Raw genomic sequence first — 357 nt, 5'->3', positions numbered from 1 at the left:
GCTCTTATCAAACAAAAATTAACTCATTGTTTTTGCTCTTAAAATTTAAGCCGCTTTAACCAGCTGCAATCCCAGTTTGCGTGCCTTGCGTTCCAAGGCGCGCATCTGCCGATCACGGCTTCTTTCTTCAAATGCTTCTATCCCTTTCTCAACGTAAGGCTGACCTTTAGTCAGCATTGCGTAAATCAACCTTGCCAGTTGATGGGCTGTCGCTTTGATTGCGCAACAGGTATCCATTCGGGTCAGGCGAGCACGATGACTGGCGCCGATAAAGCTCTTGTCATTGCGGGCGATTGAGGCTGCTTGCTTCAATGCCTGCGCAGCTCGATTAATTACCTTCACCGCTTTACCAGGCAG

1 pseudogene is annotated in these 357 nt (G+C 48.5%); it reads right to left on the bottom strand.

Annotated features, from left to right (window positions below):
• Nucleotides 1-45 precede the first annotated feature (45 nt).
• A pseudogene (locus AACY08_RS30160) lies at nt 46-357 on the bottom strand (IS110 family transposase); the annotation flags it as partial.

This window comes from Pseudomonas sp. EL_65y_Pfl1_R83 (genome assembly GCF_963970695.1).
Classification (GTDB): domain Bacteria; phylum Pseudomonadota; class Gammaproteobacteria; order Pseudomonadales; family Pseudomonadaceae; genus Aquipseudomonas; species Aquipseudomonas tritici.
The sequence above is the reverse complement of the archived record's forward strand: the minus strand, read 5'-3'. Positions and strand labels throughout refer to the sequence as shown.